A 26,020-nucleotide genomic window follows, 5' to 3' on the forward strand; every position below is an offset into this window, starting at 1 on the left:
TTGAGGTATCCCACCTGGACTCTAGCGTCCGGGCCATGACATCGACCACGTCCTCCCCCACCCCGGTGCGCGCCGCCTCCGGGCACCCGCGCTCGGTGACGGCCCCGATGTGCGCCTGTGTGCTGGTCGCACAGTCGCTGGTGGCCGCGATGAACCTGGCGACACCCAAGATCGCCGCCGGCGGACCCACCCCTCCCCCGCCCAGCTGCTGTGGATCGTCGACACCTATGTGCTGGTCTTCGCGGAGCTGCTGATCCCGGCCGGTGCGCTCGGCGACCTCACCCGCGCCGTTCAGGCGTGGGGGAGGTCGCCGCCTGGAGCGCGGCGGTCGGCATCGGCGGTATGGCGGGCAACGCCGGCGGCGCGCTGATCCTCCAATTCCTGCCCTGGCAGGGGATGTTCCGGGCGCATGTGCCGCTCGGCCTGGCGCTGCTGGCCTGGGTCTCGGCGGCCGCTCCCCGGGTCCCCCGGCAGACCGCGGCGCTCGACCTGCCCGGCTCGGCACTGCTGGTCCCCGGGGCGGCGGCACTGCTCTTCGGCATCATCGAAGGCACGGACCTGGGCTGGACCTCCGCCGCGGCCACCGGCGCCTTCGCGCTGGCCCTGGTGGTCTTCGCGGTCTTCGTACGGCACGCACTGCGGGCCGCGCCCCCGGTGCTGGACCCCCGGCTGTTCCGGCTGCCGCGGCTGCGCGCGGGCTCGCTGGCCCGGTCACTTTCGTCGCCGGTTCTGCCCGGCCGGCCTCAGCTCACCGCCTTCCTGACGAGCGCGCTGATGCGCTCTTCGTCGGCCGCGGTCAGCTCCCTCACGGCGTAGGCGGTCGGCCACATGGCGCCGTTGTCGAGTGCAGCCTGGTCGCTGAAGCCGAGCGTGGCGTACCTGGACTTGAACTTCTCCGCGCTCTGGAAGTGGCAGACGACCTTGCCGTCCCTGGCGTACGCGGGCATCCCGTACCAGAGCTTGGGCGCGAGGTCCGGGGCGGCGGTCTTGATGATCTCGTGGATCCGCTCGGCGAGGACACGGTCCGCCTCCGGCATCTCGGCGATCTTCGCGAGTACGTCCCGTTCCGCTGCCGCCTCCTTCTCGGCCCGGGACGAGCCGCGCCGCGCCGCCGTCTTCTTCTGCTCGCGTGCGTGCTCCTTCATCGCGGCCCGCTCCTCGGCGGTGAATCCGTTGTGCTTCTCGGTGGTCGTGCCGGAGCCCTGGGCGGACGGCTTCGTGGACGGCATGGCAGGTTTACCTCTCGTACGGGATCAGGGGCGCGAGTCCGAGGGGGCGAACGTCAGGACGGCGAGGGGGCGGGCGGCTCGGCAGGCTCCCAGGCGAACCCGTCCGGGTCGGTGAAGGTGTCGGCGGTGCTGCCGAGGACGATGCGGTGCGAGCCGGTGCCGTCGGCGGGGACGCCGAGGTCCTTGGCCAGGGAACGGCGCTTGTACAGCGCCAGCTTGACGGGGCTGGACTGGCCGGGGGCGAACTCGGCGTACTTGCCACCGAAGCTCTTGGCCACGGTCAGGCCCCGGCCGACGTAGAACTGCGTGGTGGCCTTCACGTCCTCGACGCCGAGCAGCAGGACGACCTCGTCGATGTCGCGGGTGGCAGGGCCGGTGTCCTTCTTCGCCGAGGTCGCGATCTTCCAGATCGTCCCGTCCGGGGCCTGGACAGTGCCGCCGTATCCCCACAGCGACTTCGCGGCGGGCTTCAACACCGTGGCACCGGCGTCCACGGCGGCGCCGACGAAACTGTCGACGGTGGCCGGACCGGACACCGTGAGCGCCAGGGTGAAGCCGCGGAATCCGGTGGAGTGCGCCTCGGACGGCCGCAGGTGTATGTACGTCTCCACGCCGAAGGCGCGGTAGAAGCGGCGGGCGGCCTCGGGGTCGGCCACCTCAAGGGTGACGGACGCGAGGGACGTGTGGGCTGCGGTGGAAGCGGTGGTTGCCATGGCCATCACGCTAGGGCTGCGCGGCGGCAGGGGCTTCTCGATTCCTGACCGGTCTCGAGACCTGCTTCGCCACGCACGCCGGCATCCCCTCCACCGTGATCCTCGACCCCGCACCGCGGGCCGTACCCGCGGCATCAGCACGGTCGGCCGCTGCATCCGCCGCCTGGCGCCGGAAGGCCCCGGGCGGCATACCGACCAGCTCGGTGAAACGGGTGGTGAACGTGCCCAGCGACGCACAGCCGACCGCGAAGCAGACCTCGGTCACGCTGAGGTCGCCCCGCCGCAGCAGCGCCGTCGCCCGCTCGATACGACGCGTCATCAGGTACGCGTACGGCGACTCACCATAGGCGGCCCGGAACTGCCGGCTCAGGTGCCCGGCGGACATATGCACATCACGGGCGAGCGCCTCCACGTTCAGCGGCTGCGCGTATTCCCTGTCGATCCGGTCGCGGACGCGGCGCAGCCGCGCGAGATCAGTCAGGCGCTGCGCCTGGACACGTGCACGCCGCCATTCAGGCTTACACATGAGAACCCTCCCCGTATGTCTTTCAACTTCCATTTCCATCGACGTCTTCGAGCGTCTGGGGTTCCCGCCTCGGCGGGCGGCCCAGACGCTCGGTGGTGTGGACCGGCCCGCCGGACTCGACCAGCCGGTCGAGCAACTGCCGGACAGCAGCGGGACGGAGTCCGGGCTCATGGCCGGTTCACCGAGGAGCTGGACGCGGCCCTGGCGGGCGACCGGCTGGGCAGGCACTTCCGCTCCTGTGCGCCGCCGCGTTCCTTATGGGCGGTCGCGATGTCGGCCCGCACGCCCGCATCGATACCCGCACAGCTCAGCGCAGCTCCTGGATGCGGACCAGGTTGCCCGCGGGGTCGCGGAACGCGCAGTCGCGGACGCCGTACGGCTGCTCGGTCGGCTCCTGGACGACCTCGGTATCACCGGCCTGCACCTTCTCGAACGTGGCGTCGAGGTCCGGGGTGGCCAGCAGGATCCAGCCGTAGGTGCCCTTGGCCATCATCTCGGTGATCGTGCGGCGCTCGTCCTCGGTGACTCCCGGGTCGGCGGCAGGCGGTGCCAGAAGGATCGACGTGCCCGGCTGACCGGCCGGGCCGACCGTGATCCAGCGCATCCTGCCCTGCCCGACATCGCTGCGGATCTCGAAGCCGAGGACGTCGCGGTAGAAGGCGAGCGACGCGTCCGGGTCGTCGTGCGGAAGGGAGGTCGTGTGAATGGTGAGGTCCATGACGAGCAGGTTAGAGGCGACTCCGTGAACCGCACTTCTCGATTCCAGATCGATCTGGACACACTCGGACGTTCACGGGCATGTCACGCGGAGCGCACTCTCTTCCCGCGACATCGCACCCGACGCCTCGACAGCCACCCTCCAGGGGAGAACAGATGCTGCCGCGGGCGCCGGCCACGGCGCCGCGGTCGCCACCGCCTTCACCGGTGCCACGGCACTGGGCTACCGGATCGCGGCGGGGGTGGTACTGGTGGCGGGCGCCGCCGTGGTGACGGGGCTTCGGACCGGTGCGCGGGCCGGCGGGAAGCCTGTGGACACGCCCTAACCGGGCGCGCCGGAGCTGAAGCGGCGCAGGAGGGGGGAGAGCACCAGGACGGACTTGGTGCGCTCGACGAACGGCTCGCCGGCGATGCGCTCCAGGACCCGCTCGAAGTGGCGCATGTCGGAGGCGAAGACCTGGACGATGGCGTCCGCCTCACCGGTGACGGTGGAGGCGGACGCCACTTCCGGGTAGCGCGACAGGCCGCGGTGTATCGCCTCGGGCGAGGTGTTGCGGCGGCAGTAGATCTCGATGAAGCCCTCGGTCTCCCAGCCGAGCGCGGCCGGGTCCACCCGTACGGTGAAGCCGGTGATCGCGCCGTCGGCCCGCAGCCGGTCCACCCGGCGTTTGACGGCCGGGGCGGACAGGCCGACCTCCTGGCCGATGTCCGCATAGCTGCGGCGGGCGTCCTCGGCGAGGGCGTGGACGATGCGTTCGTCGAGATCGTTCAGTCGCACTGCGGGTGGATCACTTCTCTGACGTGGCCAATCGGGAGCGGCGCAAGCCGTATCCGAAGTAGACCACAAGGCCCACGGCCATCCAGACACCGAAGACCACCCAGGTGACCGGGCCCAGGCTGCCCATCATGTAGACGCACAGCAGGAAGCCGATCGCGGGGAAGAGCGGGGAGAGCGGCGTACGGAAGGCCCGCGGCATATCGGGACGGGTCCGGCGCAGCACGATCACGGCCACGTTGACCAGCGCAAAGGCGAACAGGGTGCCGATGCTGGTGGCGTCCGCCAGCTCACCCAGCGGTACCGCGGCCGCCAGCAGTCCGCAGAACAGCGAGACGATGACCGTGTTGACGCGCGGCACCCCGCTCTTGGCGTGCACCTTGGAGAACGCCTTCGGCACCAGGCCGTCGCGGGACATCGCGAAGAGGATGCGGGTCTGGCCGTAGAGCACGGTCAGCACGACGCTGGCGATGGCGACGACCGCACCGAAGGCGAGCAGCACGGCCCACCAGCTCTGGCCGGTGACCGCCTTCATGATCCCGGCCAGTGCGGCCTCCGAGCCCTGGAACTTCTGCCACGGCATCGCGCCCACCGCGATCGCCGCGACCAGGCAGTACAGCGCGGTGACGATCACCAGCGAGAGCATGATGGCGCGCGGCAGGTCGCGCTGCGGGTTCTTGGCCTCCTCGCCGGCCGTGGAGGCGGCGTCGAAGCCGATGTACGAGAAGAACAGGGTGGCGCCCGCGGCGCTGACGCCCGCCATGCCCATCGGCATGAAGTTGGCGTAGTTGCCGGACTTCACGCCCTGGACCGCGACGCCGCAGAACAGCAGCAGCGCAACGATCTTGACGATCACCATGATGGTGTTGGCCCGGGCGCTCTCCTTGGCGCCGCCCAGCAGGAAGACCATCGCCAGCAGCACCACCAGCAGCGCCGGCAGATTGAAGTAGCCGCCGTCGCCGGGCGGCTGGGCCAGCGCGTCCGGGATGGTGAAGCCGAAGACGCCGTTGAGCAGTTCGTTGAGGTACTCGCCCCAGCCCACCGCGACGGCCGCGACCGAGACCCCGTACTCCAGGATCAGACACCAGCCGCAGATCCAGGCCACCAGCTCGCCGAGGGTGGCGTAGGCGTAGGAGTAGGAGGATCCGGAGACCGGGATGCTGCCGGCCAGCTCCGCGTACGACAGCGCGGAGAACAGGGCGGTGATGCCGGCGATGACGAAGGCGAGCACCACCGCGGGCCCGGCGTCCGGGACGGCCTGGCCGAGGACGACGAAGATGCCGGTGCCGAGGGTGGCACCGATGCTGATCATGGTCAGCTGCCATACGCCCATGGAGCGGCGGAGCTCACCCCCCTGCCCCTTGCCGCCCTCGGCGACCAGCCGCTCGACGGGCTTGCGCCGCATCAGCCGGGTGCCGAGGGTTCCGGGGGTGGGTGGGGTGTCGCGGTCCCCTGCGGGCGGGGCTGCGCCATGCTCCAACACTGGGGTGGCTCCTTAATCGCTGCCGGTCGGGTGCCGACGACCGACAGCGGCCGGCGCGCGGGCAGGCGAAAGCCCCGCACTGCGCAAGACCGCTGAGCAGGCGGTCGCCGCCACTCCACGTACTAGCGCACGACCTTACGGGGCGCCGTTGACCGGCCGTAATGCAGGTTCCTTGCGCAACCGCGGATGATCATTGCGCACCGGCGGGGCGGGCGGTGGTTCGTTGCGTTCCCGGGGCGGATCGGACACTCCCCGGCGCGGTGTCCGAGGGGTGGACACCGCGAGCGGCCCCGCACCGTGCGCGGACGCTGTTGGGGAGAGCGCCCTCTTACGGGATGAGTCCGGCCTTCTTGCACGCGGACTGGAACCTCGGCGTGCAGATCTGGTCGATCGTGTACACACCGTCCCTGACGACGGTGTTCTTGATGTTGTGCACGGTCAGAGAGATCGGAGTGAGCAGAACGGCCGGGACGCCCTTGGTCGTGGGTGTGTTGATCCTGTCCGTGGCCATACGGCCGAGCTTCTCACCGCGGGCGAGGGCGAGGGCCATTGTCGCGGCAGCGTCAGCCTCGGGCTTGTAAGGCTTGTAGACAGTCATGTACTGGTCGCCGACGATGATGCGCTGTACGGCCGCGAGTTCGGCGTCCTGGCCGACGACGGGCGGCAGCGGCTTGATGCGAGCGGTCTTGAGGGAGGAGATCGCGCCGCCGGCCAAGACATCGTTGGCAGTCCAGACGCCGTCGATGTGGTCGGCGCCCACAGCGGCGATGGCGCCGGACATCGCGGCGTAGGCGCTCCCGGCGTTCCATGCGGTGGCGTGGTACGGCTTGCTGATCTTCGCCTTGTCCTTGAGGACGGGCAGCACGCCCTTCTTGAACAGGACCGCCCCGGTGCCCGGGGGACCCTCCACCCTGACGATCTGGCCGCCGTCCGCCTTGTCTCCCCGGGCCTTGAGGAGCGCCTGGCCCTGGAGCCTGCCGATCGCCAGGATGTCATGGGAGACATAGCCGGAGATCGGGCCCTCGACCTCCCGGTCGTAGGCGACGACCGGGACGCCCGCATCCTCCGCCTCCCCGACAGAGGCGCGGAGCGACTGGAGGTCGACGGCATCGAGGATCAGGGCGTCGGCCCCCTGGGTGATCATGGCGGCCATCTGCTGCCGCTGGGTAGCCACATCATTACGGGCGTTGGCGTACATCACCGTGCAGCTGCCGCAGAGCTGCTTGATCTTCTTCTCGATCAGGGGCCGGTCGAATGCCTCGTAGCGGGCGGTCTCGTTCTCCGGGAGCAGTAGGCCGATCCTCAGGTCGCCTTTGGCGCCTGCGCCACCGGACTCACCGGCCTGCCCGCAGGCGGCGAGGCCGAGGACCAGAGACGCCGCGGCCACGAAGACGGGAGCACGCCCCAGATGGACCTTCATGTGAGGGGCCTCCTTCGCCTTACAACACCGTCCGTCCACAGCCCACAGGCAGGCCATTTCCATATTCGATGCTATTCAGGCGCTGGGCGCGGTGCGGAATGCGCTCTTGGGTGGGTGCGCCGAGTGGTCGGCGCCCCCCATCAGTCGGCGAGGCCGTCGCCCAGGCATGGAGCGAGGCCCGCGCACCGATTCGGACGCTGTTGGTCAATTCGGGGTCCTGATCCACGGCTCCCCCGATCCCCTCGGCCGCAACGGCATCCGCACCCGCCCCGTACGACGACGTCGGCCTTCAAGACCACAACCAGGTCTTGAAGGCCGACGTCAGGCGCGGCCCCGAATCAACCAACAGCGTCCATGAGCGGTGCGGCGCCGGTGAGCGGCTCTACGGGCCTGTACGGCGCGTGGGCGGTCAGTTCCAGCTGTCGTGCAGCGGCTTGCCCTCGGCGTAGCCGGCGGCACTCTGCACGCCGACGACGGCCTTCTCGGCGAACTCCTCCAGGGAGGCCGCGCCCGCGTACGTGCAGGAGCTGCGGACGCCCGCGATGATCGTGTCGATCAGGTCCTCGACGCCGGGACGCGCCTGATCGATGAACATCCGCGAGGTGGAGATGCCCTCCTCGAAGAGCCCCTTGCGGGCCCGGTCGTAGGCCGACTCCTCGCTCGTACGGCGCTGCACCGCACGGGCCGAGGCCATGCCGAAGCTCTCCTTGTACGGGCGGCCGTCGGCGGTGTGCTGGAGGTCGCCGGGCGACTCCAGGGTGCCGGCGAACCAGGAGCCGATCATGACGTTGGACGCACCGGCGGCCAGCGCCATGGCGACATCGCGGGGGTGGCGCACCCCGCCGTCGGCCCAGACGTGCTTGCCGTACTTCTTGGCCTCGGCGGCGCACTCCAGCACCGCGGAGAACTGCGGCCGGCCGACGCCGGTCATCATCCGGGTGGTGCACATCGCGCCCGGTCCGACGCCGACCTTGATGATGTCCGCGCCGGCGTCGATCAGATCCCGGACGCCCTCGGCGGCGACGATGTTGCCCGCCACGATCGGGACCTGCGGGTCCAGTGCCCGGACGGCCTTGATCGCGCTGATCATCGACTCCTGGTGGCCGTGCGCGGTGTCCACGACGAGCGTGTCCACACCGGCGTCCAGCAGCGCCTTGGCCTTGCCGGCCACATCGCCGTTGATGCCGACGGCGGCGGCGATCCGCAGCTTGCCGTTGGCGTCCGTGGCGGGGGTGTACAGGGTCGCGCGCAGGGCGCCCTTGCGGGTCAGGATGCCGACCAGCATGCCGTCCGCGTCGACCGCGGGGGCGAGCTTGCGGTTGGCGGCGTCGAGGCGGTTGAAGGCCTCACGCGGGTCGATGTCCGCGTCCAGCACCAGCAGGTCCTTGGACATGACCTCGGCGACCTGGGTGAAGCGGTCCACGCCGGCCAGGTCGTGCTCGGTGACGACACCGACCGGCCGGCCGCCCTCGACGACGATGCCCGCGCCGTGCGCCCGCTTGGGCAGCAGCGACAGCGCGTCGGCGACGGTCGCGACCGGGGACAGCACGATCGGTGTGTCCAGTACCAGATGACGGCGCTTGACCCAGGTCACGACGTCGGTGACGACATCGATCGGAATGTCCTGCGGGATGACGACCAGGCCGCCACGGCGGGCGACGGTCTCGGCCATCCGCCGGCCGGCGATCGCCGTCATGTTGGCGACCACCAGCGGGATGGTGGTGCCGGAGCCGTCGAGCGAGGCAAGGTCCACGCCCTGGCGGGAGCCGACGGCCGAGCGGCCGGGCACCATGAACACATCGTCGTAGGTCAGGTCGTAGGGCACCGAAGAACTCTCTTCGAGCGCGCCGTTCTTCGGATTCAGGAATCGCATACGGCCAGGATACGGGCCCCGACCAGGGCTCATATGATTGTCCGAGCGCCGGTGGGGGCCGTGTGTGCGATCCGCCGAGACGGCCCGCCCGGCGGGTCCGCGGCGTCCCTGGTGGGGCCGCCGGAGCCGGCTCAGCCTCTCTGACGGACTCTCCCCCGGGCCATGATCACGGCCAGTCCGGTGTCCGTCCCGCGCCAGTAACCCACCGCGTCCGCGAGGACGGACTCCACGATGCTCCAGTCGTCCGGCACCGCGGCCGCATAGCCCTGCCAGCCGGTGACGACCAGCAGCCGGCCACGGTCGGCCGGGCACCAGGACAGATCGGTCAGGCAGTCGGCGAGCGCGTCCCAGTTACGGCCGAACCAGTCCGGCAGCCGCAGTGCACGGGCGCACCGCGCCATGAACTCCGCCTTGTCGAGCGCGCCCTCCAGCTCCAGCGAGGCCCCGCTCCAGCCCGCCGCCCGCGCGGCCGCCAGCGCATCGGCCACCGGCCGCCCGGCCGGCCAGGTCAGCACCCCCGGGGGCGTACTGCCGTCGAGCACCGCTGCCAGCGGCCGGGGCACGGCTTCGGTCATCGCAGTACCGCCCTGAAGGTCCGGTAGTGGTCGTCGGTGTAGTACGTCTCCTGGCGCTCGCCGGTGACGAGGCGGCGGGCGCCGCGGTCCGGGGAACCGGGGGTGGGGACGGTGTACTCGTGGTAGTGGCCGCGGGGCTGACGGGGCAACAGACCCTCGCGGTTGCCGAAGACTGTCCCGTCCTGCGGGTAGGGGAACGGCCCGCCCGCGTCGATGAGCCGGAGCGTGGCCCGCGCCTGCGAGGGCAGCGCGCCGGCCGCGACGACCGGCATGCCCTTGGCCCGGTCCGGTACGCCGGAGGTGCGCGGCGTCGCGGCCGCGCCGGTGGCGGAGGCCCGCGGCGCTCCCTGCGAACTCCCCTCGCCGCCACCGCCGGTGGCACACCCGCTCAGTACGAGCAGCAGCCCGGCGAGCAGCGCACCGAGGACGGCGGCGGCACGACGCGGGGCGGAGCGGATCACCATGGCGCCGATGCTGTCACAGGGCGGTGCGGGGTGCCCGCCGACAGGGGCCCCAGGAGTGGCCGGCCGGGGTGACCGGCCGCTCGGCTTCACGCCCCGTCAGGGTCCGCCCGGTCCAGGGCCGGGCGCGGCCCGGGGCCGGTCTCCAGCAGCAGATGGTCGGCGGCGGCGGTGTCGGTGACCAGGCTCGTCACCAGGCCGGAGCGCAGCACCGCGCCGATCGCGTCGGCCTTGCGCCGGCCGCCCGCGATGGCCACGACCTCCGGGATGCGGCGCAGCCGGTCCGCCTCGACCGTGATGCACCGCTCGCCCAGGTCCCGGCCGATCCGGCGCCCTTCGGCGTCGAAGAGGTGCGCGGACATCTCGGCGGCGGCACCCAGCGAGGCGTAGTGCTCCCGCTCCTGCTCCGTCAGCATGTCGTAGACGGTCGAGACGCCCGGCTCCCAGGAGCCGATGGAGACACAGGCGACGGTGACCTTGTCGAAGTACTCGAAGGCGCGGGCGATCCCGGTCTGCCGGCGCAGCGCCTCGGCGGTCGCCGAGTCGGGCAGCAGCATCGGCGCATAGATCGGGTGCGCCTCGCCCCCGGAGACGTCGGCCGCGCGGCGCACCGCCTCGACCGACCCGCGGTCGGCGGTGCCGGCGTCGTAGACACCGGTCAGCTGCACGACGGTGCACGGCGGGAGCCGGTGCAGCGCGGCCGCCATGTGGATGGTCGAACGGCCCCAGGCGAGGCCGAGCACATCGCCCTCGTTGACGAGCTCGCCGAGCAGGTCGGCGGCGACCTCACCGAGGTTCTCGGGGTCGGCGGCGTCGTCGGGCGGGGTCTGTCCGCCGAAGGCGGGGGGAGCGTCCGCGGGCGACTCGACGACCACGGCGTGCCGCAGGCCGTAGCGGGCCCGCAGGGCGTCGGAGCGTTCGGCGTCCAGTTCGGAGGGCACCCGGATCTCGATCCGTACGAGATCACGCTCCAGCGCCGTCTCCAGCACTCGCGCGACCTTGAACCGGCTGACGCCGAACTCCTCGGCGATCTGGATCTTGGACTTGCCCTCAAGATAGAAGCGACGGGCCATGGCCGCAGCCTGCACCAGCTCGGCAGGGCCCATTCCGGACTGTGGGCGGCTGGCTACCACGAAATTCTCCCCTTTTGCGCATCTGATCGAGTCTTTGCTCATCCTTTCAGAAACCCGGGGGGAACGGGGACCAACAGCGCCCCGACCGCCGTGAACGCTCGGTTGCGCCACGGACAACTGGCGGCTCGCCCGCGCCACCACGGGATTTCCGTGGCCGGAACCGGCGGTCCGCCGCCCCCGTATCCCTGAATCAGTGTGCGCAGCCCCAGCCCGCCGCCGCGGTCGCCGCCTCGGCCTTCTTGCGCAGGTCCCGCACCGCCTTGGCCGGGTCCTCCGCGCCGTAGACCGCGGAACCGGCCACGAACACATCGGCGCCGGCCTCCGCGCACCGCTCGATGGTGGAGTCCGAGACCCCGCCGTCCACCTGGAGCCACAGCTCCAGCCCGTGCTTGGAGATCAGCTCCCGGGTCCGGCGGATCTTCGGCAGCATGATGTCCAGGAACGCCTGACCGCCGAAGCCGGGCTCCACGGTCATGATCAGCAGCATGTCGAGCTCGGGCAGCAGATCCTCGTACGGCTCGATCGGCGTGGCCGGCTTCAGCGCCATCGACGCCCGCGCGCCCTTGCTCCGGATCTCCCGCGCCAGCCGCACCGGCGCGACCGCCGCCTCCGCGTGGAAGGTCACCGACCCGGCCCCGGCCTCGATGTACTGCGGCGCCCAGCGGTCCGGGTCCTCGATCATCAGGTGCAGATCGAGCGGGGTGTCCGTCGCCTTGCTCAGCGACTCGACGACCGGCACGCCGAGGGTGAGGTTCGGCACGAAGTGGTTGTCCATCACGTCGACATGCAGCCAGTCGGCGCCCTCGACGGCCTTCGCCTCCTCGGCGAGCCGGGCGAAGTCTGCGGACAGGATGCTGGGGTTGATCAAGGCCATGCCACCAGTATGGCGCCTGGCCGGAACCGGACGGAGGCGGGAGGGCCCCGGGCCGCCCCGCCGCTGCGGCCCTCGAAGGACTTCACCAACAGAAACATCCTGTGCGCCAGGTCACATTCGTCCATGTCACAGGGGGTCGGGCTACCCCGTCTCAGGGGTGTAGGCACCGACGACCGCAGAGGAGCACACCATGGACGCGCGACTGAACTTCGTCACCGGCCCGACCGCCCCCAAGGCATTCAAGTACCTGATGTCGGCGGGCAAGGAGCTCAAGGACGCGCCGCTGCCGGCCGCGACGCAGGAACTGGTCGCGCTGCGCGTGAGCCAGATCAACGGCTGCGCCGTCTGCATCGACATGCACACCAAGGAGGCGGCAGCTGCCGGCGAGACCGCGGTGCGGCTGAACCTGGTGGCGGCGTGGCGGGAGGCCACGGTCTTCACCGAGGCCGAGCGGGCCGCGCTGGAGCTGGCGGAGGAGGGGACCCGGGTCGCGGATGCCGCCGGCGGGGTCAGCGACGAGGTGTGGGCGTACGCCGCCAAGCACTACGACGAGGAGCAGCTCACCGCCCTGGTGGTCCTGGTCTCCTTCATGAACATGGTGAACCGGCTGAACGTCATCACCCAGCAGCCGGCCGGCAACTACGAGCCCGGGCAGTTCCACTGAACGGCATCAGCAACTGGCCCGGGGCCCGGCTGCGGGCTCCGGGCGCCCGGGCTCGGGGGGCTTTCCCCCTGCCCGCCGGTGGTCCGGACGATCACCAGTAGATGTCCGCCCCGGCGAGTACGGCCGGGTGGGAGGACCCCAAGAGGGCCTCAAGGGGAGGGGGATATGACGTGAGCAAGGTCGAGGAGTTCGAGGAGCTGCGGCCGCTGCTGTTCTCGATTGCCTATCGGATCCTGGGCAGTGTGGGCGAGGCCGAGGACGCGGTGCAGGAGACCTGGCTGCGCTTCGACGGCTCGGCGACCCGGCCCACGTCGACCAAGGCTTTTCTGTCGGCCGCGGTGACACGGATCTCGATCGATGTCCTGCGCTCCGCGCGGGTGCGACGGGAGGAGTACGTGGGCCCGTGGTTTCCCGAGCCGCTGCTCACCGACCCGTATGAGGATCCGGCGCGGTCGGTGGAGCTGGCCGACTCGGTGTCGATGGCGGCGCTGCTCCTGCTGGAGCGGCTCAGCCCGCTGGAGCGGGCGGTGTTTGTGCTGCGGGAGGTGTTCGGCTTCGGGTTCGACGAGGTCGCCGCGGCGGTGGGGCGGTCCGAGGCCGCGTGCCGGCAGCTGCTGGTGCGGGCACGACGGCATATGGAGGCCGGGCGGCCACGCTTCGAAGCGGCCCGCAAAGAGCGGGAGGAACTGGCGTCGCGGTTCTTCGACGCCCTCCGCGAAGGCGACGTCACCGGCCTGCGGGAACTGCTCGCCGCCGACGTATCGATGGTCGGCGACGGCGGCGGCAAGGCCCCACAGCTGGCCAGGGCCGTCATCGGCGCCGAGAACGTGGCCCGGCTGCTTGCCTCGGTCTTCCCCCGGATGGCCAGGGTCGACGTGACGTTCGAACCGCACGAGGTCAACGGCCGGCCGGGCGCGATCTTCCGCGACCGGGACGGCAAGGTGCTCCACACCCTGGCGCTCGACGTACTCGACGGGCAGATCCAGACGATCCGCTCGGTGATCAACCCCGACAAGCTCCGGCACGTGGGCCCCGTGGCGGACGCCTGGGCGATCCACCGCGAAGTACGACAGGCACACCGACCCACGGAACAACCCCAACAGCCAACATAACCACAACAGCCGACCGCACCCCGAACCCCCTACCAGCAGCTCAACTCCTCCACCGGCAGGAGCACTTCACCGTCCCGGGGATGAGGCTCGTGGCCGGCACCTGGGCGACGGTCATCAACCGGCATTCTGAGGCGCTACAAGCCACATGCTCCTCAGCCGGTCCGGCGGAGCAGGGCCAGGTACATCGCGTCCGTGCCGTGCAGATGGGGCCACAGCTGGACGTCCGGGCCGTCGCCGAGGGCCGGTACGCCGGGCATGAGGGGGCGGGCGTCGATCCACTCCACGTCCACCGCAGGGCCGCCGCGGCCCTTGATCACGTCCTCGACCACGGCGCGGGTCTCGGCCGGGTGCGGCGAGCAGGTCGCATAGCCGACGACGCCGCCGACGCGTACCGCCGCGAGCGCCTGGCGCAGCAGTTCACGCTGGAGCGGGGCGAAGCCGTCCAGGTCCTCGGGCCGACGGCGCCAGCGCGCTTCGGGGCGACGGCGCAGGGCGCCCAGGCCGGTGCACGGGACGTCCATCAGGACGCGGTCGAAGGCACCGGGCCGCCAGGCCGGGCGGGTGCCGTCCGCGGCGATCACCGCGTACGGGCCGGGGTTGCCGTCCAGCGCACGGGCCACCAGCCGCGCCCGGTGCGGCTGCTTCTCGGACGCCAGCAGGGCGGCGCCGCGCTGCGCCGCGAGGGCGGCCAGCAGCGCCGCCTTGCCGCCCGGGCCTGCGCAGCCGTCGAGCCAGGCTCGGTCGGTGCCCTCGACCGGCGCGTTCGCCAGCGCCAGGGCCACCAGCTGGCTGCCCTCGTCCTGCACACCGGCGCGCCCCTCGCGGACCACGTCCAGCGCACCGGGCTCACCGCCTTCCGCGAGCCGGACCGCGTACGGCGACCAGCGTCCGGGCAGCGCGCTCTCCTCGCCGGCCGCCGCCAGCAGTTCCTCGGCGGTGGACCGGCCGGGCCGGGCCACCAGCGTCACCTCGGGGCGCTCGTTGTCCGCCTCCAGCAAGTCCTCGATACCGGCGCGGCCACCGCCGAGGGCGTCCCACAGTGCCGAGACGATCCAGCGGGGGTGGGCGTGCACGATGCCGAGGTGGTCCTCGGGGTCCTCGTCGTAGTCCGGGGCGACCCGCTCCAGCCAGCCGTCCAGATCATGCGCGGCGATCTTGCGCAGCACCGCGTTGACGAACTTGGCCCGCCCGTCGCCGAGCACCACCCGTGCCAGCTCGACGCTCGCGCTCACCGCGGCGTGCGTGGGGATACGGGTGCCGAGCAGCTGGTGCGCGCCGAGCGTGAGCACGTCCAGGACCGGCGGGTCCACCTCACGCAGCGGGCGGTCCACGCACTGCGCGATGATCGCGTCGTAGGTGCCCTGCCACCGCAGCGAGCCGTAGACCAGCTCCGTCGCGAGCGCCGCGTCCCGGCTGTCGAAGTCGCCGCCCTCGCGCGCCTTGCGCAGCAGCGGCGGCAGGACGAGGTTCGCATAGGCGTCCCGCTCGTCGACGGCCCGCAGCGCCTCGAACGCGAGGATCCTCACCGGGTCCTTCTTCGGGCGGCGATAGGGCTTGCTGGGGCGACGACGGGGCTGCTCACTCACAGAAAAGGTGCTCCGGATACGAGAAGAGGGGTCCGTCCAAGCCTACGCGGGCCCGGTGGCGGAGGCCCGCGGGGACGGGTGGGGGGGGGCGGGGCACGGTGGGCGGCGGCGCCGTGGGCAGCGCGCCCGTGGGAGCGGCGATGCGGTGGGCGGCGCGGTGGGCGGTGCTCCCGTGGGGGCGGCGAGGGCGCGCAGCGGGCGCGCCCGCGGGGGGCGGCGCCGCGTAGGCGACGCAGTGGGCGGCGCGCAGCCGGCGCGCCCGCAGGGGCGGCGGCGCGGACGCGCGGGCGGGCCCCTCGGGAATACCGCCCCGCCCCCGCCGCGTTGTGGCCCCGCAGGGGGCGCTTGCATCCCCTACGGGATGTGTTCGCCCACCCCCTAGGCCCCGTCCCCCAGCCGCTCCCCCGCCTCGATGCGTACGCCGCGTGCCCAGTCCGCCGCCTTCATCGGCTTCTTGCCCTGCGGCTGCACCCAGACCAGTTCGACCGGGTGGCTGCCGGTGCCGACGTACACCGCCTTCTTCGTGACGGCGAGTTCGCCGGGGGCGAGGTCGAGTTCGGTGTGGCCCGCGGCGGAGGCGGCCGACATCAGCTTGAGGCGCTCGCCGCGGAAGACCGTCCAGGCGCCGGGCGCGGGGGCGCAGCCGCGGACCACCCGGTCGACGCGGAGCGCCGGCGCCGCCCAGTCCACCTTGGCGTCCTCGACCTCGATCTTCGGCGCGAGGGTGACGCCCTCGGCCGGCTGCGGCACCGCCTGGAGCGTGCCGTCCTCGATGCCGTCCATGGTGGCCACCAGCAGCCCGGCACCGGCGAACGCGAGGCGGGTGAGCAGATCGCCGCTGGTGTCCGTCGGCCGGACCTGCTCGGTCAACACCCCATAGACGGGGCCGGAGTCCAGCCCCTCCTCGATCTGGAAGGTCGAGGCGCCGGTCACCTCGTCACCCGCCAGCACCGCATGCTGGACCGGCGCCGCACCGCGCCAGGCCGGCAGCAGCGAGAAGTGCAGATTCACCCACCCCTTGGCGGGGATGTCGAGCGCGGACTTCGGCAGCAGCGCGCCGTAGGCGACCACCGGGCAGCAGTCCGGCGCGATCTCCCGCAGCCGGGCCAGAAAGTCCTCGTCGCGCGGCTTGACGGGCTTGAGCACCTCGATGCCGGCTTCCTCCGCGCGCTCCGCGACGGGGCTGGCGATCAGCTTCCGGCCGCGTCCGGCGGGCGCGTCGGGCCGGGTCACGACGGCCACGACATCGTGCCGCTCCGACGCGATCAGGGCATCGAGGGCGGGTACGGCGACCTCGGGGGTGCCGGCGAAGACAAGCCTCATGGGTGGCGATCTACCTCTCACACGCAGCGGAACGACGCACCAGTCTATGGGCCCTGGCCCAGGCCATGACGGCGGAACCAGGGGGCGTACGACATTTCCCGCGCCTCCCTTCGGAGCTTGTACGCCCCCATACCGTGACCAGAGCCGCTGCTGTCGCGTTGGTCAAACAGCATTGACCCAGACCGGGCCGCTTTGGCGGCCCGCTCGCTTTCAAAAACCTTCCTTTTCCACGCCGGTTCGAGAGGCTTGCTCATGGCCGACCACGCAACCCACGACGCCCAGGCGCGCGCCAGCCTGCATCTCCTGGTGCGGGACATCGAGCGAGTCCGCCGGCAGGTGGACGCACTGCGCACGCTGACCGCTCAGCTCGGCAACGTCTACCGGCCGCGGCGCACGGGGCCCTCCGCGGGCTTTGTCGTCTACGGACGCGCGCCCGCCCCGACCGTCCGTCTCGCCCAGGAGCTGCGCGACAGCGTCGAAACGCTCGTCACGGCGGCCGTCGACTTCGACCGGTCGCTGGGCTTCTCATGGGACGCGGTGGGCTCGGCGCTCGGCGTCACCAAGCAGGCCGTGCACCGCCGTTACGGCGGCCGCAGGGCATCCGCCCAGCCCGCCGCGGACGGCAGCGGCGAGCCGGTGGTGCGCTCGTCCGATGCCGCCGCGAGCCGCGCGGTGACCATGGCCACGGGGCTGCCCGGTGCGCCGTCCGTCCCCACCGCCCGCTCGATGCCCGCCCAGGCGTCCGCCATCGCCCGCGAGGAACCGGCCCGCCCGGGCGCCTTCCCCGGCCCCCGCAACGGCTGACGTCACTCCCCCACCGGGTGCGGTCACGTCCGCACCGCTCGCCAACGCCCCGGGACCGCTCACGGTCCCGGGCGGCGCCATGTCCGCGGCCTGCGGACGGCCGTGCGCCCACGCGGACCTGTCGGGGCCTCACCCCAGATCCGGCGGATCGATCCGTACCCGTACCGCCTCGCCCTCCCGTTTGACCAGGCGCGCCGCCCGCGCTGCCTTGAGCGCCGCGGCGAGGGCCGCTCCCTGGCCGGGACGGACCCGTACGAGCGCCCGCTCCCACTCCTCGCCCGGCGGGGGGTCACCGGGCCGGCGCGGCCGCCCTGGATCCGGCACCGGAAGCGGCACCGGCCCCAACACTTCGGCGCCCGGCGGGAGTTCGGCGGCCCGCAACAGCTCGGTGACATCCTCGCCACGGCCGGCCACCGCGGCCATCCGGGACACCGGAGGGAAGCCCAGCTCGGCCCGCTCGGCCAGCTCGCGCACCGCATGACCGACCGGGTCCCAGCGCACCAGCGCCTGCACCGGCCGCAGCGTGGGCTCCGCGATCACCGCGACCGTGCCGCCCTCTGCCTGGCCGCGGACCAGCGCGGCGGCCCCCAGCCAGCGGCGCAACGCCTCCTCCCCGGCCCGCAGATCCGGCCGTCCGAGCAGCGCCCAGCCGTCCAGCAGCAGCGCGGCCGCATAGCCTGCGCCCTCGGCCACCGGCTCCGCGCCGGGCGTGCTCACCACGAGCGCGGGCACCTCCGGCACGGTCGCCAGCACATGGTCCCGCCCCGACGTACGCACCGGCACCGCCGGGAACGCCCGCCCCAGCTCCTCCGCCGTCCGCCGCGCACCGACGATCTGGGCCCGCAGCCGCACGCCCCCGCACTCGCCGCAGTGCCAGTCCGGCTCCGGCCGTCCGCACCAGGCGCAGGCCAGCTCGCCCGCCCGCTGCGACTCCAGCGGACCGGCGCAGGCCCGGCAGCGGGACGGCGTACGGCAGCGCTCACACGCCAGCCGGGGCGCATAGCCGCGGCGCGGCACCTGGACCAGCACCGGGCCGTGATTGAGACCCTCCCGCGCCACCTGCCAGGCCATCGTCGGCAGCCGGGCGGCCCGCGCGGCGGCGTCCCGCGCCTCGTCGCCCTCCCCGACCGTACGCACCAGTGGTGCGGCGGCCCGGACCTGCTCGCGCTCGGCGGCCAGCGGCCGCGCCCAGCCGGTCTCCACCAGCTGCGCCGCCTCGACCGTGCAGCTCAGCCCGCCCAGCAGGAATCCGGCCCGCTCGTTCACCGACCGCTGGATCAGCACCTCCCTGGCGTGCGGCTGCGGCGCATGCGGATCGCTGTGGCTGCTGTCCCCGTCGTCCCACAGCGCCACCAGCCCCAGGTCGGCCACCGGCGCGAACATCGCCGCCCGGGTCCCGATGACCGCCCGTACCGACCCGCGGCTGACCGCCAGCCACCGCCGATAGCGCTCCTCCGGTCCGGCATCGGCGGTCAGCAGCACATGCCGCCCCTCCCCGATCAGCTCGCCGAGCGCGGCGTCCACCCGCGCCGCGGCCCGCCCGTCGGGCACCACGACCAGCGCACCGCGCCCGCCCGCCAGCGTCGCGGCCGCCGCCCGCGCCAGCTCCTGCGGCCAGGACGGCCCCGGCAGCGCCGTCCACACCGCGCGCGGCGCGTCCCCCCGCGTCAGCGCCGCCAGAAACCCGGCGCCGGCCCCGTATCGGGCCCAACTCCCCACCTCGGGAGGGGCATTGGGCGGCAACGGCGGCGGCGACGGGGTGGCCTCGGCGCGCGCCCGCCGGGGCGGCACCGCCAGCTGCACCACATCGGCGAGCGTCCCCGCATAGCGGTCCGCCACCGCCCGGCACAGCCCCAGCAGCTCCGGGGTCAGCACCCGCTCCGGCGAGAGCACCTGCGCGAGCGGCGCCAGCACGCCCCGGTAGTCGCTCTCCGCGACCCGCTCGACGATGAAGCCGCTGACCAGCTTGCCGCCCTCCCGCCGGCCGCCCTTCTCCCCCGCGCCGAACCGCACCCGCACCCGCACCCCGGGCTGCGCCTCGGCGTCCATCGCGGCCGGCACGGCGTAGTCGAAGTACCGGTCGAGGTGCACCAGCCCCTTGTCCACCAGCACCCGCGCCACCGGCAGCCCGGCCGCCAGCTCGGCCCCCCGCCAGGTCCGCGGCTTGGCCCGCCCCTCCTTCTTCTCCCGCACGGCCTCCCGGATCAGCGCCAGCTGCTCGCCCGCCCCCGACGCCCCCACACCCGCCTCCGACCGACCGTTCTCCCTGCTCACAGCTCCAGTCTTAGCAGACGGGTCTGACATCGGACGGGGGACTGCGGACAGCAGACGGCCCCGGACCGTCGAGCGGTCCGGGGCCGTGAGCAAACCAGGCGGCGGTGCGGGCCTACAGCCCCGCGGCCTTCTTCAGGGCCTCGACGCGGTCCGTGCGCTCCCAGGTGAAGTCCTCCAGCTCGCGGCCGAAGTGGCCGTAGGCGGCGGTCTGGGAGTAGATCGGGCGGAGCAGGTCGAGGTCGCGGATGATCGCGGCCGGGCGGAGGTCGAAGACCTCGGCGATGGCCTGCTCGATCTTGTCGGTGTCGACGGTGGCGGTGCCGAAGGTCTCGACGAAGAGGCCGACCGGCTCGGCCTTGCCGATGGCGTAGGCGACCTGGACCTCGCAGCGGGCGGCGAGGCCGGCGGCGACGACGTTCTTGGCGACCCAGCGCATGGCGTAGGCGGCCGAGCGGTCGACCTTGGACGGGTCCTTGCCGGAGAAGGCACCGCCGCCATGGCGGGCCATACCGCCGTAGGTGTCGATGATGATCTTGCGGCCGGTCAGACCGGCGTCGCCCATCGGGCCGCCGATCTCGAAGCGGCCGGTCGGGTTGACCAGCAGGCGGTAGCCGTCGGTGTCCAGCTTGATGCCGTCCTCGACGAGCTGGTTGAGGACGTGCTCGACGACGAACTCGCGGATGTCGGGTGCGAGGAGGGAGTCGAGGTCGATGTCCGAGGCGTGCTGGGAGGAGACCACGACGGTGTCGAGGCGGACGGCCTTGTGGCCGTCGTACTCGATGGTGACCTGGGTCTTGCCGTCGGGGCGGAGGTAGGGGATCGTGCCGTTCTTGCGCACCTCGGAGAGGCGGCGGGAGAGCCGGTGCGCCAGGTTGATCGGGAGCGGCATCAGCTCGGGCGTCTCGTCGCACGCGTAGCCGAACATCAGGCCCTGGTCGCCGGCGCCCTGCCGGTCCAGCTCGTCGTCGTCGCCCTCGACACGGTTCTCGTAGGCGGTGTCGACACCCTGGGCGATGTCCGGGGACTGCGCACCGATGGAGACCGAGACACCGCAGGAAGCGCCGTCGAAGCCCTTCTTGGACGAGTCGTAGCCGATGTCCAGGATCTTGTTGCGGACGAGGTTGGGGATGTCGGCGTACGCCTTGGTCGTCACCTCGCCGGCCACATGGACCAGGCCGGTGGTGATCAGCGTCTCGACGGCGACCCGGGAGGTCGGGTCCTCCTTGAGGAGCGCGTCGAGGATGGTGTCGCTGATCTGGTCAGCGATCTTGTCTGGGTGGCCCTCGGTCACGGACTCCGAGGTGAACAGGCGGCGGGACACATCGCTCCCTGGGGTTGCAGCGGCTGCTGGCTGATCATTGGCGGAAGGGCCGAGAGCTGCGCTCGGCCCGATCCACTCGCCAGTTTATCGGTCGTATGCGGCGTCCGGGCACATGGTCTCGATTTATGGACCCCTCGTGACCTGCGACACCATGCCTCACGGTAGGACGATCACCTTGAGCATGGGCCGGGTCAAGGGGACACGCCGGTTTTTGTGGGGCTACTGGGGTGATCAGGGGTCGGTTATCGGCCGTGCCGGAAGGATCAGGCGCCGGGCGCGGCCAGGCGCGGGATCACCAGGTCCCAGACCCGGTCTGCCAGGGCTTCCTTGGGGCCGTACGGCACCGGGGTCTCACCGCCGTCGGACGCCAGGATGACCGCCTCGTTCTCGGCCGAGCCGAACGCCTTGTGCTCGCCTACCTCATTGACGACCAGCAGGTCACAGCCCTTGCGGGCGAGTTTGGTGCGGCCGTTGGCGAGCACGTCGTCGGTCTCGGCGGCGAAGCCCACGACGATCTGGCCGGGGCGGGCCCGGTCGGCGGAGAGCTCGGCGAGGATGTCCGGATTTCGGACCAGGGCGATGGGTTCCGGTTCCTGGCCCTCGACCTTCTTGATCTTGCCGGTGGCGTAGACGGCGGGACGGAAATCGGCGACCGCGGCGGCCATCACCACCGCATCGGCGTCCCCGGCGGCCTTCAGCACCGTCTCGCGCATCTGGCGGGCGGTTCCGACGGGGAGCACATCGACGCCGGCCGGATCGGGCAGCTCGGTGTTGCCGGCGATCAGCGTGACCCGGGCGCCGCGGGCCGCGGCGGTGGCGGCCAGCGCGTAGCCCTGCTTCCCGGAGGAGCGGTTGCCCAGGTAGCGGACGGGGTCCAGCGGCTCGCGGGTGCCGCCGGCGGTGACGACGACATGGCGGCCTGCCAGGTCCGCCACGGACGCGCCCTGGGCGCCGCGGGCCAGCACCCGGCGGCAGAGCTCGAAGATCTCGACCGGGTCGGGGAAGCGGCCCTTGCCGGTGTCGACACCGGTCAGCCGGCCGACCGCGGGCTCGACCACGACCGCGCCGCGGCGGCGCAGGGTGGCGACGTTCTCCTGGGTGGCGGGGTTCTCCCACATCTCGGTGTGCATCGCGGGGGCGAAGATCACCGGACAGCGGGCGGTGAGCAGCGTATTGGTCAGCAGGTCGTCGGCGAGGCCGTGCGCGGCCTTGGCCAGCATGTCGGCGGTGGCGGGGGCGACCACGACGAGGTCGGCGGCCTGGCCGATGCGGACGTGCGGGACCTCGTGGACGGACTCCCAGACCTCGGTGGTGGCCGGGTTGCCGGAGAGCGCCGACCAGGTGGCCTCACCGACGAAGTGCAGCGCCGAGGCGGTCGGCACCACGCGGACGTCGTGCCCGGACTCGCTCAGCCGCCGCAGCAGCTCACACGCCTTGTAGGCGGCGATCCCGCCGCTGACGCCCAGGACGACCCTGGGCCGCTGCTGCTCCCGCTTGTCCATCGCTTCCCCGCTCCCCGAGCCCAGGCCCCGTAGGTCCGTGTGCCCCTGCGGCACACCTTGCTCCCTATGACACACCAAGGGCCCGGCGGTCGCTCCGCCGGGCCCTTGGTGCATGCCGTGCCTTACTGCGCGGGGCCCTCGATGGCCTCGGAGGTCAGCAGACCCGCGTTGATCTCGCGGAGCGCGATCGACAGGGGCTTCTCGTGGACGTGCGTGTCGACGAGCGGGCCGACGTACTCGAGCAGGCCCTCGCCGAGCTGGGAGTAGTACGCGTTGATCTGGCGCGCGCGCTTGGCGGCGTAGATCACGAGGCTGTACTTCGAGTCGGTGGCCTCGAGCAGCTCATCAATGGGCGGGTTGATGATGCCCTCGGGTGCGGTAATGGAAGAGGACACTCTCTACCTTCCGAAAGGGGATGAAGCCTGGGTGGCATGCGCTGGTGTGTCGTACGACATGGCGCAAAGTCTTCGTCGGTCCGGGGACCGCTGGAGCTCCGCGGGGTCAGCCGCCGGTGTTCCGCTCCTCGGATCGATGCAGCATCAAGGCTAGCAGCTCACGGCTGACGTCCTCGACGGAGGTGTTGACCAGCGTCGCGTCGAACTCCTTCTCCGCTGCCAGCTCGATCCTGGCGGCCTCCAGACGGCGCTCGATGACCTCGGGCGCCTCGGTGCCACGGCCGGTGAGCCGGCGGACCAGCTCCTCCCAGCTCGGCGGCGCCAGGAAGACCAGGTGGGCCTCCGCCATGGACTCGCGGACCTGGCGGGCGCCCTGGAGATCGATCTCCAGCAGGACCGGCTCACCGGACTCCAGCCGGTCCAGCACCGCCTTGCGGGGGGTGCCGTAGCGGTTGCCCGCGAACTCCGCCCATTCGAGCAGCTCGCCGTTGGCGATGAGCTTGTCGAACTCCTCGTCGTCGACGAAGAAGTACTGGACGCCGTGCCGCTCCCCCGGCCGCGGCTTGCGGGTGGTGGCCGAGACCGAGAGCCAGACCTCGGGGTGGACCTTGCGCATATGCGCGACGACCGTGCTCTTGCCGACCCCGGAGGGGCCGGAGAGCACGGTCAGTCGCGGTTGTCTGGCCGGGGGCGCGGGGGTCGTCCCCCCGGAGACTGCAGAACTCATGCAGCGATTATTCCAGCTTCCCGGTGATGCCGGAAAATTCAGGAAGCTGTGCTGCCGAACTCGCGCTCCAGCGACGCGATCTGGTTGGAGCCAAGACCCCGGACTCGGCGGCTCTCGGAGATACCGAGCCGCTCCATGATCTGCTTGGCGCGGACCTTGCCGACGCCCGGCAGGGACTCGAGGAGGGCGGAGACCTTCATCTTGCCGATGACGTCGTTCTCCTGGCCCTGCTTGATGACCTCATGGAGGGATGCACCGGAGTGCTTGAGCCGATTCTTGACCTCGGCGCGCTCCCGGCGAGCCGCGGCGGCCTTCTCGAGCGCGGCTGCGCGCTGTTCAGGGGTAAGGGGCGGAAGAGCCACGCCTACGTCACCTCGGATGTCGAACTGTCGGATACGGACCGGTGTGGAACCTAGTCGCCCCGCACCTGCGGGGCAACGAGCAACGCGCTTACGTGCGGTGCTCTGCTCGGAGACTAGCGGCCGATCGCGCCGGAGTCAGCGAGAACAGACGAAAAGTCCTGGTCAGACTCTGCTGACCAGGACAATTCGGGACCAAAGTCCCCGTCTTCCGGTGTCTAACCGAGCGCGGTACGCACTTCGTCGGCGAATCGCCCCGCCGCCGCGCGCAGCGCCGCGGCGTCCGGACCGTGCCGCAGCACCCCTCTGCTGACGCTCGGGACGACATTGCGTACGGCGTTCCCGAAGACGGTCGGCAGGTCGGCGGGGGTGGCGCCCTGGGCGCCGATGCCCGGAGCGAGCAGCGGGCCGTTGATCGCCAGATCGAACGAGGAGAGATCGCCGAGCGTGGCGCCGACCACCGCGCCGAAGGAGCCCAGCGGCGCGGCGCCGGCGTTCTCGGCGGCGAGGTGGCCGAGCATGGTCGTCGCGACCGTCCGGCCGTCCTCGCGCACCGCCCGCTGGACCTCCGCGCCCTCCGGGTTGGAGGTGAGGGCGAGGACGAAGAGCCCGGCGCCGCTCTCGCGGGCCAGGTCGACGGCCGGCTTGAGCGAGCCGTAGCCGAGGTACGGGGAGACCGTCAGCGCGTCCGAGAACAGCGGTGAGTCCTGGTGCAGAAAGGCCTCGGCGTAGGCGGCCATGGTCGAGCCGATGTCGCCGCGCTTGGCGTCCATCAGGACCAGTGCGCCGCGCTCGCGCGCCTCGACGACCGCGGTCTCCAGGACGGCCAGACCGCGCGAGCCGAAGCGCTCGAAGAACGCCGCCTGCGGCTTGAAGACCGCGACCTGCTCGCCCAGCGCCTCCACGACGGTGCGGGTGAAGCGGGCCAGCCCCGCGACATCGTCGTTCAGGCTCCAGTCGGCCAGCAGCGAGGCGTGCGGGTCGATGCCGACGCACAGCGGGCCGCGCTCGTCCATGGCACGGCGCAGGCGCGCGCCGAAGGGCTCCAGGGTCATCCGGTCACCTTCTTGTGCTCGGCGCCGACGGCGTCGGCGAGGGTGGCGTACGGGCTGTTGCGCAGGCGGGCGGCGAGCCCCTTGTGGATCGCGCGGCACCAGAACGGGCCCTCGTAGATGAAGGCGCTGTAGCCCTGGACGAGGGTGGCGCCGGCGAGGATGCGCTGCCAGGCGTCCTCGGCGGTGGTGATGCCGCCGACCCCGATCAGGGTGATCTTGTCGCCGACGCGGGCGTAGAGGCGGCGCAGCACCTCAAGGGAGCGCTCCTTCACCGGGGCACCGGAGAGCCCGCCGGTCTCCTGGACGAGCGCCGGGTCGGACTTCAGGCCCAGGCTCTCGCGGGCGATGGTGGTGTTGGTGGCGATGATCCCGTCCAGGCCGAGCTCGACGGCGAGGTCGGCGACCGCGTCGACGTCCTCGTCGGCCAGATCGGGGGCGATCTTGACCAGGAGGGGGACCCGGCGGTCGGTGACCGTACGGTCGGCGGCTTCGCGGACGGCGGTCAGCAGCGGCCGCAGGTGGTCGACGGCCTGGAGGTTGCGCAGCCCCGGCGTGTTCGGGGAGGAGACGTTGACGACCAGGTAGTCGGCGTGCAGGGCCAGCCGCTCGGTGGAGGTGACGTAGTCGGCGGTCGCCTCGTCCTCCGGGACGACCTTGGTCTTGCCGATGTTGACGCCGACGGTGGCCGGAAAGACCGGGTTGCGGGCGGCCAGGCGGGCCGCCACGGACGCCGAACCGTCGTTGTTGAAGCCCATGCGGTTGATCAGCGCGCGGTCCGGTACGAGCCGGAACAGGCGCTTCTTGGGGTTGCCGGGCTGCGGCTGGGCGGTGACGGTGCCGATCTCGACGTGGTCGAAGCCGAGCATGGTCATCCCGTCGATGGCGACGGCGTTCTTGTCGAAGCCGGCGGCCAGGCCGAAGGGGCCGTGCATCCGGCGGCCCAGGGCCTCAGTGCGCAGTTCCTTGTAGCGGGGGGCGAGGGCGGCGGCGAGGAAGGTGCGCAGCACGGGGAGGCGCACGGCCAGCTGGATCCAGCGGAAGGCCAGGTGGTGGGCCTGCTCGGGGTCCATACGGCGGAAGACGAGCCGGAAGAAGAGCTTGTACATGGTGGGTCCTCAT

At 72.0% G+C, this 26,020-nt stretch carries 27 protein-coding genes; 5 read left to right on the top strand and 22 right to left on the bottom strand.

Going from position 1 to position 26,020, the window contains the following annotated elements:
* Positions 1-35: 35 nt before the first annotated feature.
* Positions 36-254 carry a hypothetical protein gene (locus ACZ55A_RS21280; protein ID WP_468842159.1) on the top strand — a complete coding sequence of 73 codons (219 nt, stop codon included), beginning with the start codon at positions 36-38 and terminating at the stop codon, positions 252-254.
* Between the two features lie 43 nt (positions 255-297).
* Positions 298-816, top strand: a complete 519-nt coding sequence (locus tag ACZ55A_RS21285; RefSeq protein ID WP_468842161.1) for a hypothetical protein — start codon at positions 298-300, stop codon at positions 814-816.
* Here ACZ55A_RS21285 and ACZ55A_RS21290 read toward each other — a convergent pair.
* The 12 genes from ACZ55A_RS21290 to rpe form a co-directional block, all read right to left on the bottom strand.
* Positions 744-1,229 carry an iron chaperone gene (locus tag ACZ55A_RS21290; protein WP_468842164.1) on the bottom strand — a complete coding sequence of 162 codons (486 nt, stop codon included), beginning with the start codon at positions 1,227-1,229 and terminating at the stop codon, positions 744-746. The genes ACZ55A_RS21285 and ACZ55A_RS21290 overlap by 73 nt on opposite strands.
* Positions 1,230-1,282: 53 nt before the next feature.
* Positions 1,283-1,948, bottom strand: a complete 666-nt coding sequence (locus ACZ55A_RS21295) for a glyoxalase (RefSeq protein WP_468842165.1) — start codon at positions 1,946-1,948, stop codon at positions 1,283-1,285.
* Positions 1,949-1,952: 4 nt separating this feature from the next.
* Positions 1,953-2,468, bottom strand: a complete 516-nt coding sequence (locus ACZ55A_RS21300) for a helix-turn-helix transcriptional regulator (RefSeq protein ID WP_468842167.1) — start codon at positions 2,466-2,468, stop codon at positions 1,953-1,955.
* Positions 2,469-2,775: 307 nt separating this feature from the next.
* Positions 2,776-3,186: a VOC family protein gene (locus ACZ55A_RS21305; RefSeq protein WP_468842171.1), complete on the bottom strand. Its 411-nt coding sequence runs from the start codon at positions 3,184-3,186 to the stop codon at positions 2,776-2,778.
* A 321-nt stretch (positions 3,187-3,507) separates the two neighbouring features.
* Positions 3,508-3,963 carry an Lrp/AsnC family transcriptional regulator gene (locus tag ACZ55A_RS21310; protein WP_468842173.1) on the bottom strand — a complete coding sequence of 152 codons (456 nt, stop codon included), beginning with the start codon at positions 3,961-3,963 and terminating at the stop codon, positions 3,508-3,510.
* Positions 3,964-3,973: 10 nt separating this feature from the next.
* A complete protein-coding gene (locus ACZ55A_RS21315; protein WP_468842176.1) occupies positions 3,974-5,443 on the bottom strand; it encodes an amino acid permease in 1,470 nt (489 codons plus the stop codon).
* Between the two features lie 328 nt (positions 5,444-5,771).
* A complete protein-coding gene (locus ACZ55A_RS21320; RefSeq protein ID WP_468842179.1) occupies positions 5,772-6,863 on the bottom strand; it encodes a substrate-binding domain-containing protein in 1,092 nt (363 codons plus the stop codon).
* Positions 6,864-7,272: 409 nt separating this feature from the next.
* Positions 7,273-8,736, bottom strand: coding sequence for a GuaB1 family IMP dehydrogenase-related protein (locus ACZ55A_RS21325; RefSeq protein WP_468842181.1), 1,464 nt, complete (start codon positions 8,734-8,736; stop codon positions 7,273-7,275).
* Positions 8,737-8,867: 131 nt separating this feature from the next.
* Positions 8,868-9,311, bottom strand: a complete 444-nt coding sequence (locus ACZ55A_RS21330) for a barstar family protein (protein WP_468842184.1) — start codon at positions 9,309-9,311, stop codon at positions 8,868-8,870.
* Positions 9,308-9,775, bottom strand: coding sequence for a guanyl-specific ribonuclease (locus ACZ55A_RS21335; protein WP_468842186.1), 468 nt, complete (start codon positions 9,773-9,775; stop codon positions 9,308-9,310). The genes ACZ55A_RS21330 and ACZ55A_RS21335 overlap by 4 nt, the downstream gene beginning before the upstream one ends.
* A gap of 86 nt (positions 9,776-9,861) precedes the next feature.
* Positions 9,862-10,878 (bottom strand): sugar-binding transcriptional regulator, encoded by a 1,017-nt coding sequence (locus tag ACZ55A_RS21340; protein ID WP_468842189.1) that lies wholly within the window; start codon positions 10,876-10,878, stop codon positions 9,862-9,864.
* Positions 10,879-11,095: 217 nt separating this feature from the next.
* Positions 11,096-11,779: a ribulose-phosphate 3-epimerase gene (gene rpe / locus ACZ55A_RS21345; protein ID WP_468842192.1), complete on the bottom strand. Its 684-nt coding sequence runs from the start codon at positions 11,777-11,779 to the stop codon at positions 11,096-11,098.
* Positions 11,780-11,969: 190 nt separating this feature from the next.
* Between rpe and ACZ55A_RS21350 the strand changes: the two genes are divergently transcribed.
* Positions 11,970-12,443, top strand: coding sequence for a carboxymuconolactone decarboxylase family protein (locus ACZ55A_RS21350; RefSeq protein ID WP_468842194.1), 474 nt, complete (start codon positions 11,970-11,972; stop codon positions 12,441-12,443).
* 170 nt (positions 12,444-12,613) lie between these two features.
* Positions 12,614-13,555, top strand: a complete 942-nt coding sequence (locus tag ACZ55A_RS21355) for an RNA polymerase sigma-70 factor (RefSeq protein WP_468842197.1) — start codon at positions 12,614-12,616, stop codon at positions 13,553-13,555.
* Positions 13,556-13,707: 152 nt separating this feature from the next.
* Here ACZ55A_RS21355 and ACZ55A_RS21360 read toward each other — a convergent pair whose 3' ends face one another.
* Both ACZ55A_RS21360 and fmt read right to left on the bottom strand, forming a co-directional pair.
* A complete protein-coding gene (locus ACZ55A_RS21360; protein ID WP_468842199.1) occupies positions 13,708-15,141 on the bottom strand; it encodes an RsmB/NOP family class I SAM-dependent RNA methyltransferase in 1,434 nt (477 codons plus the stop codon).
* 378 nt (positions 15,142-15,519) lie between these two features.
* Positions 15,520-16,464 carry a methionyl-tRNA formyltransferase gene (fmt, locus tag ACZ55A_RS21365; RefSeq protein ID WP_468842203.1) on the bottom strand — a complete coding sequence of 315 codons (945 nt, stop codon included), beginning with the start codon at positions 16,462-16,464 and terminating at the stop codon, positions 15,520-15,522.
* A 252-nt stretch (positions 16,465-16,716) separates the two neighbouring features.
* On the opposite strand from fmt, the gene ACZ55A_RS21370 reads away from it, so the two are divergent.
* Complete coding sequence (locus tag ACZ55A_RS21370; protein WP_468842205.1) at positions 16,717-17,268, top strand: hypothetical protein; 552 nt, start codon at positions 16,717-16,719, stop codon at positions 17,266-17,268.
* Positions 17,269-17,397: 129 nt separating this feature from the next.
* Here ACZ55A_RS21370 and ACZ55A_RS21375 read toward each other — a convergent pair whose 3' ends face one another.
* From ACZ55A_RS21375 to ACZ55A_RS21410, 8 genes are all read right to left on the bottom strand, one after another.
* Positions 17,398-19,542 carry a primosomal protein N' gene (locus ACZ55A_RS21375; protein ID WP_468842207.1) on the bottom strand — a complete coding sequence of 715 codons (2,145 nt, stop codon included), beginning with the start codon at positions 19,540-19,542 and terminating at the stop codon, positions 17,398-17,400.
* A 112-nt stretch (positions 19,543-19,654) separates the two neighbouring features.
* Complete coding sequence (gene metK / locus ACZ55A_RS21380; protein ID WP_468842210.1) at positions 19,655-20,863, bottom strand: methionine adenosyltransferase; 1,209 nt, start codon at positions 20,861-20,863, stop codon at positions 19,655-19,657.
* Positions 20,864-21,126: 263 nt separating this feature from the next.
* Entirely contained in the window at positions 21,127-22,365 is a 1,239-nt protein-coding gene (gene coaBC / locus ACZ55A_RS21385) for a bifunctional phosphopantothenoylcysteine decarboxylase/phosphopantothenate--cysteine ligase CoaBC (protein ID WP_468842212.1), read from the bottom strand.
* 122 nt (positions 22,366-22,487) lie between these two features.
* Positions 22,488-22,760, bottom strand: coding sequence for a DNA-directed RNA polymerase subunit omega (gene rpoZ, locus ACZ55A_RS21390; protein ID WP_005319902.1), 273 nt, complete (start codon positions 22,758-22,760; stop codon positions 22,488-22,490).
* Between the two features lie 106 nt (positions 22,761-22,866).
* Positions 22,867-23,487: a guanylate kinase gene (gene gmk / locus ACZ55A_RS21395; protein WP_468842215.1), complete on the bottom strand. Its 621-nt coding sequence runs from the start codon at positions 23,485-23,487 to the stop codon at positions 22,867-22,869.
* Positions 23,488-23,525: 38 nt separating this feature from the next.
* Positions 23,526-23,849, bottom strand: coding sequence for an integration host factor (locus ACZ55A_RS21400; RefSeq protein WP_006607450.1), 324 nt, complete (start codon positions 23,847-23,849; stop codon positions 23,526-23,528).
* A gap of 215 nt (positions 23,850-24,064) precedes the next feature.
* Positions 24,065-24,901, bottom strand: a complete 837-nt coding sequence (gene pyrF, locus ACZ55A_RS21405) for an orotidine-5'-phosphate decarboxylase (RefSeq protein ID WP_468842218.1) — start codon at positions 24,899-24,901, stop codon at positions 24,065-24,067.
* Positions 24,898-26,007, bottom strand: a complete 1,110-nt coding sequence (locus ACZ55A_RS21410; RefSeq protein ID WP_468842220.1) for a quinone-dependent dihydroorotate dehydrogenase — start codon at positions 26,005-26,007, stop codon at positions 24,898-24,900. The genes pyrF and ACZ55A_RS21410 overlap by 4 nt, the downstream gene beginning before the upstream one ends.
* Positions 26,008-26,020 lie beyond the last annotated feature (13 nt).

Source organism: Streptomyces sp. NPDC034111 (assembly GCF_055575375.1).

Bases quoted from the DNA above. Each gene is read 5' to 3' on its own strand.
- ACZ55A_RS21280 (WP_468842159.1), top strand. From the start codon at position 36: ATGACATCGACCACGTCCTCCCCCACCCCGGTGCGCGCCGCCTCCGGG.
- ACZ55A_RS21290 (WP_468842164.1), bottom strand. From the start codon at position 1,229: ATGCCGTCCACGAAGCCGTCCGCCCAGGGCTCCGGCACGACCACCGAG.
- ACZ55A_RS21295 (WP_468842165.1), bottom strand. From the start codon at position 1,948: ATGGCCATGGCAACCACCGCTTCCACCGCAGCCCACACGTCCCTCGCG.
- ACZ55A_RS21300 (WP_468842167.1), bottom strand. From the start codon at position 2,468: ATGTGTAAGCCTGAATGGCGGCGTGCACGTGTCCAGGCGCAGCGCCTG.
- ACZ55A_RS21305 (WP_468842171.1), bottom strand. From the start codon at position 3,186: ATGGACCTCACCATTCACACGACCTCCCTTCCGCACGACGACCCGGAC.
- ACZ55A_RS21320 (WP_468842179.1), bottom strand. From the start codon at position 6,863: ATGAAGGTCCATCTGGGGCGTGCTCCCGTCTTCGTGGCCGCGGCGTCT.
- ACZ55A_RS21325 (WP_468842181.1), bottom strand. From the start codon at position 8,736: ATGCGATTCCTGAATCCGAAGAACGGCGCGCTCGAAGAGAGTTCTTCG.
- ACZ55A_RS21330 (WP_468842184.1), bottom strand. From the start codon at position 9,311: ATGACCGAAGCCGTGCCCCGGCCGCTGGCAGCGGTGCTCGACGGCAGT.
- ACZ55A_RS21335 (WP_468842186.1), bottom strand. From the start codon at position 9,775: ATGGTGATCCGCTCCGCCCCGCGTCGTGCCGCCGCCGTCCTCGGTGCG.
- ACZ55A_RS21340 (WP_468842189.1), bottom strand. From the start codon at position 10,878: ATGGGCCCTGCCGAGCTGGTGCAGGCTGCGGCCATGGCCCGTCGCTTC.
- rpe (WP_468842192.1), bottom strand. From the start codon at position 11,779: ATGGCCTTGATCAACCCCAGCATCCTGTCCGCAGACTTCGCCCGGCTC.
- ACZ55A_RS21350 (WP_468842194.1), top strand. From the start codon at position 11,970: ATGGACGCGCGACTGAACTTCGTCACCGGCCCGACCGCCCCCAAGGCA.
- fmt (WP_468842203.1), bottom strand. From the start codon at position 16,464: ATGAGGCTTGTCTTCGCCGGCACCCCCGAGGTCGCCGTACCCGCCCTC.
- ACZ55A_RS21370 (WP_468842205.1), top strand. From the start codon at position 16,717: ATGGCCGACCACGCAACCCACGACGCCCAGGCGCGCGCCAGCCTGCAT.
- coaBC (WP_468842212.1), bottom strand. From the start codon at position 22,365: ATGGACAAGCGGGAGCAGCAGCGGCCCAGGGTCGTCCTGGGCGTCAGC.
- gmk (WP_468842215.1), bottom strand. From the start codon at position 23,487: ATGAGTTCTGCAGTCTCCGGGGGGACGACCCCCGCGCCCCCGGCCAGA.
- pyrF (WP_468842218.1), bottom strand. From the start codon at position 24,901: ATGACCCTGGAGCCCTTCGGCGCGCGCCTGCGCCGTGCCATGGACGAG.
- ACZ55A_RS21410 (WP_468842220.1), bottom strand. From the start codon at position 26,007: ATGTACAAGCTCTTCTTCCGGCTCGTCTTCCGCCGTATGGACCCCGAG.